Source organism: Streptomyces sp. NPDC037401 (genome assembly GCF_055602345.1).
Genome location: NZ_JBVJWO010000003.1, coordinates 309,829 through 314,479, shown reverse-complemented (window position 1 = coordinate 314,479; position 4,651 = coordinate 309,829). Strand labels below are relative to the sequence as shown.

Sequence of the window (4,651 nt, the reverse complement as noted above, 5' to 3'; positions counted from 1 at the left end):
CCCCCCCCCCCCCCCCCCCCCCCCCCCCCCCCCCCCCCCCCCCCCCCCCCCCCCCCCCCCCCCCCCCCCCCCCCCCCCCCCCCCCCCCCCCCCTCGCCGCCAAGCCGCTAGGTGTATTGATCACGTCAATACAGCTAGGCCGCGCCGCCCACGGCGACCAGGCCCGTCTCGTACGCGGCGATCACCGCCTGGGCCCGGTCGCGCACGCCGAGCTTGCCGAAGACGCTGGTGATGTGGTTCTTGACGGTGGACACGGAGATGTCCATCGCCGCCGCGATCCCGGCGTTGTCGAGCCCGGTGGCCATCAGCCGCCACACCTCCTGCTCGCGCGGGGTGAGGTCGTGCGTGCTCACGGCGGGCGGCTCCGGGCGGCGCGGGGCCCTGACGTACGCGGAGATCAGCCGGGTCAGCAGCCGGGGCGCGACCGCGGCCTCGCCGGTGTGCACCACCCGTACCGCCGCGACCAGTTCCTCGGGCGAGACGTCCTTGGGCAGGAAGCCGTACGCACCCGCGCGCAGCGCCGCCACCACGTACTCGTCCATGTCGAAGGTGCTCAGGGCCAGTACGCGGCACCCGGGCAGCTCCTGTGCGAGCCGCTCGGTCGCGCCGACCCCGTCCAGCACCGGCATCCGGATGTCCATCACCACGACGTCGGGCCGCAGCCGGTGCGCGAGGGCCACCGCCTCCGCGCCGTCGCAGGCCTCGCCCACCACCTCGAACGCCGGGTCGGGCGTGAGGATCAAAGCCAGACCGCGCCGCACCAGCGGCTGGTCGTCCGCGATCAGCACCCTGATCGTCTCCGTCGTCCGCCCGCTCATCCCAGCGCCCCCTGTCCGGCCCGTCCGGCCTGTTCGTCGTCGGCGATCGGCAGCCGGGCCGCCACCCGGAACCCGCCCCCGCCGAGCGGTCCGGTCTCCAGCGTCCCGCCGTGCAGGGCGACCCGCTCCCGCATCCCGAGCAGACCGTATCCGGAACCGCAACCGGACCATGAGCCGGAGCCGTTCCCCGGCCGGCTCCCGGACGCCGTGCCCGCGCCGTCGTCCGAGACCTCCACCGTCAGGCCGTCCGGCGCGCCGGTCCCGCCGGACCCGTACGTCAGCCGCACCAGCACCCGCGCTCCGCCCGCGTACTTGCGCGCATTGGTCAGCGCCTCCTGCACGATGCGGAAGACCGTCAGGCCCACGCTCGGCGGCAGCGGCAGCTCCTCGCCCCGCACTTCGAGTGCGGTCGGCAGCCCCGCGGCGCGCGATTCCGTGACGATCCGCGCCAGGTCCCCGACGCCGGGCTGCGGGGCGGTCGGAGCGCTCTCCGGCTCGTCCCCGGCCCGCAGGACGTCCAGCAGCTGCCGCATCTCGCGCAGCGCCATCCGCCCCGACCCCTCGAGGGCGACCAGCGCCTCCCGGACCACCTCCGGGTCGTGCGCCAGATTGGCCCGGGCGCCCCCGGCCATCAGCTGCATGGTGGTGATGTGGTGGGCGACGATGTCGTGCAACTCCCGTGCGATGCGGCGCCGTTCGGCGGCAACCGCGCGGTCTGCCAGCAGTCTGCGGTTGGCCTCCAGGTCCCGCTGCCAGCGGGTCGTCACGGTCGCGGCGACGACCACCAGCACGCCGGAGGCGAGGTTGCCGATGACGTCCACCACGCCCGGCGGCGGCGTCAGCCCCACCAGCGGCACCAGGACGGCCACGAGCGCGACGGGCACCGTGACCACCGCCCGGCGGGTCCGCGCGACCGTGTAGAGGGCGACCACGACCGCCGCGGGGAAGTGCTGCGGCACCGGCGCGCTCAGGTTCAGCCCCAGGCCGATCAGCAGGACGGCCGCGAGCGTCGGCACCGGGGCCCGGCGCCGGGCCAGCAGCGGCAGCGCGGACACCACCAGCAGCACGCAGCCGACCGCGGGAACGTACCCCTGCTCGACCTGGCTGTTCAGCGTGAAGCCGATCAGGTCCACGGCGGCCGCCCCGACCGTCACCAGCGCGTCGTTGCGCGTCCACGGCAGGGCGTCGCCGCGCGACGCCGGTGCAGCACCCGAAATCCCCGGATCGGGGCCCGTCATCGGCACGCCTGGTCCTCCCCCTGCGGCCGCCCCGCCGGCTCCTGCCCGCGCACACGACCGGCCGTCGTCGTCCGTGATCCATTCTGGCACCGGCCGCCCGCTCCGCCCCGGGCCCCGGAGTCGATCCCCGGCCAGGACCAGGGTCCTGGTCCGCCGCCCGGCCCGGCCCCAGGTCCCGGTCCCCATCTCGTCCTGCGCCCCGACGCTGCGCCCGCACCGCGCTGATGAGCTGGAGTACGGCCGGGGAACTCCGGCGAGCCACCACCACCGGAGGACGAAGTGATCCGCGCCCTGACCGGGTACTCCACCCGCAACCCATGGAAGGTCATCGCCGTCTGGGCGGTCCTGGGCATCTTCCTGACCCTGCTCAGCCAGGCACTGGTCTTCCGCGTCACCCAGACCCGGACCGGCGACTTCCTGCCCGCGAAGTACGACTCGGCCGCCGCCCTGAAGATCGCCGAGGAGCGGTTCGGGGTGGAGCCCGACGCCAACGCCGTCACCGTGCTCGTCGCCCGCGCCGACGGCAGGCCCCTCACCGCCGCCGACCACCGCCGGGTCGGCGCCGTCGCCGCCGAACTGGGCAGCCGGCGCGTGGAGATGCCCGAGCCGGAGGAGGACACACCCTCCTTCCTGACCGAGGACCACTCGCAGACCCCGCGGGTCGGCCCCGCCATGGTCGCGCCCGACCGGAGCTTCGAGCTGCTGTCCGTCCAGCTTTCCGGCAACTCCTCGGACCCGGGCCTGCAGGACCTCTACCGTGCCTTCCGGGACCGGGCGGAGGACGAGTTCGCCGGGGCCGGGATGCGCACCGGCTTCACCGGCGGCCTGGCCGACCTCGTCGACACCGCCGACGCCGAGGAGACCACCCAGCGGGTCGTCGGCATCGTCATGGTCGGCCTCATCGTGCTGATCAACGTCCTGGTGTTCCGCAGCGTGCTCGCCGCCTTCGTGCCCCTGCTCGCGGTCGTCATCGTGGGCGGCGCGGCGGCCGGCGCAGTCGTCGGAACCTCCATGCTCACCGGCATCAAGCTCGACACCTCCACCCCGAACATGATCGGCGTCGTACTGATCGGCATCGGCGTCGACTACTTCCTCTTCCTCCTCTTCCGCTACCGCGAACACCTCCGCGACCGCCCCGGACAGCCCGCCCGCGAGGCAGCGGCCGAGGTCAGCGCCCGGGTCGGCACCGCCATCACCTCGGCGGCCCTCACCATCGTGGCGGCCTTCGCCACCCTCGGCATCGCGACGTTCGGGCAGTTCCGCGTCCTCGGACCGGCCATCGCCGTATCGGTGCTCGTCATGCTGCTGGCCAGCCTCACCCTGATGCCTGCGCTGCTCGCGGCCACCGGACGCAAGATGTTCTGGCCCTCGCGCGCGCTGCAGCGCCGGCCCCGCGAGGGCATGGCCGCCCGCTTCGGCTCCCTGGTCGCCCGGCGCCCCCTGGCCCTGGTCCTCGCCTCCCTCGCCCTGCTCGGCGCCCTCGCGGCCGGCCTGGCCGGCATCAGGATGGACTTCGGCCAGGGCGGCGGCAGCCAGGACGTCCCGGCCGCGGCCACCTCGGCGGAAATCTCCCGCGCCCTGCCCGCCGGGGTCTCCGACCCGGCCACCGTCTACGTCACGGCGACGGACGGCCGCAACCTGACCGCCGAGGGGATCCGCGCCCTGCCCCGGGCCCTCGCCGGGGTCGAGGGCGTCGGACAGGTCGGCAAGACCGTCCTCAACGCCGACGGCACGGCCGCCCGGTTCGACCTCTACCTCACCGCCGGCTCCCAGACCCGGCAGGCCCGCGACCTCGTCTCGGGGCCCGTGCGCGACACGGTCGCCCGCAGCACGCCGGCCGGGACCGAGGCCCATGTCGGCGGCACCGCCGCGGTCTTCGCCGACATCTCCACCGCCGTGGACCACGACCTGAAAATCGTGTTCCCCGTGGCCGCCGTGCTGATCGCGCTCATCCTGCTGGTGCTGCTGCGCAGCCTGCTCGCGCCCGCGATCCTCATGGTCGCCGTCGGCGCGGGCTTCGCCGCCACCCTCGGCGCCTCCACGCTCTTCTTCCAGCACCTGCGCGGCGAGCCGGGCGTCAACTTCGTCCTCCCGCTGGTGCTGTTCCTCTTCGTCGTCGCCCTCGGCACCGACTACAACATCCTGATCAGCGACCGGATCCGCGAGGAGATGGAACGCCCGGGCCCGGCCCGCGCGGCCGTCGCCCGCGCCGTACGGCACACCGCGCCCGCGATCGCGACGGCGGGGGTCGTCCTGGCGGCGTCCTTCGGCAGCCTCGCGGTCAACACGAACCCGTCGACCCGGCAGATCGGCTTCGCGACCGCGCTCGGCATCATGCTCTCGGCGTTCGTCCTGTCCATCGTGCTGGTTCCCGCGCTCGCCGCGATCCTCGGCCGGAGCACCTGGTGGCCGGTCCGGCCGGGCCGGGCGGACACCGGCCGCCACACCGCGCCCGCGTCCGCCCGGCCCCACGACGACCGCATCACCGTCTCCTGACGGGCCGTCGACCGCACTGGCCCGGGGGGGGGGGGGGGGGGGCGGGGGGGGGGGGGGGTGGGGGGGGGGGGGGGGTGTGTCGTTAGCTCGCGCGGCCCA

3 protein-coding genes are annotated in these 4,651 nt (G+C 75.1%); 1 reads left to right on the top strand and 2 read right to left on the bottom strand.

Annotated features, from left to right (window positions below; genetic code table 11):
- Window positions 1-134: 134 nt before the first annotated feature.
- Both ACZ7H1_RS04220 and ACZ7H1_RS04215 read right to left on the bottom strand, forming a co-directional pair.
- The gene (locus ACZ7H1_RS04220; RefSeq protein WP_470783557.1) at window positions 135-818 is read right to left on the bottom strand and encodes a response regulator; all 684 of its coding nucleotides are present in this window, start codon (window positions 816-818) and stop codon (window positions 135-137) included.
- Window positions 815-2,056 (bottom strand): sensor histidine kinase, encoded by a 1,242-nt coding sequence (locus ACZ7H1_RS04215; protein ID WP_470783583.1) that lies wholly within the window; start codon window positions 2,054-2,056, stop codon window positions 815-817. The genes ACZ7H1_RS04220 and ACZ7H1_RS04215 overlap by 4 nt, the downstream gene beginning before the upstream one ends.
- Before the next feature lie 279 nt (window positions 2,057-2,335).
- Here ACZ7H1_RS04215 and ACZ7H1_RS04210 point away from each other — a divergent pair, with 279 nt between their 5' ends.
- A complete protein-coding gene (locus tag ACZ7H1_RS04210; protein ID WP_470783556.1) occupies window positions 2,336-4,552 on the top strand; it encodes an MMPL family transporter in 2,217 nt (738 codons plus the stop codon).
- Window positions 4,553-4,651: the final 99 nt, after the last annotated feature.

What these genes read in the sequence shown, in the direction of transcription:
- ACZ7H1_RS04220 (WP_470783557.1), bottom strand. Translation starts at nt 818, where the DNA reads ATGAGCGGGCGGACGACGGAGACGATCAGGGTGCTGATCGCGGACGAC.
- ACZ7H1_RS04215 (WP_470783583.1), bottom strand. Translation starts at nt 2,056, where the DNA reads ATGACGGGCCCCGATCCGGGGATTTCGGGTGCTGCACCGGCGTCGCGC.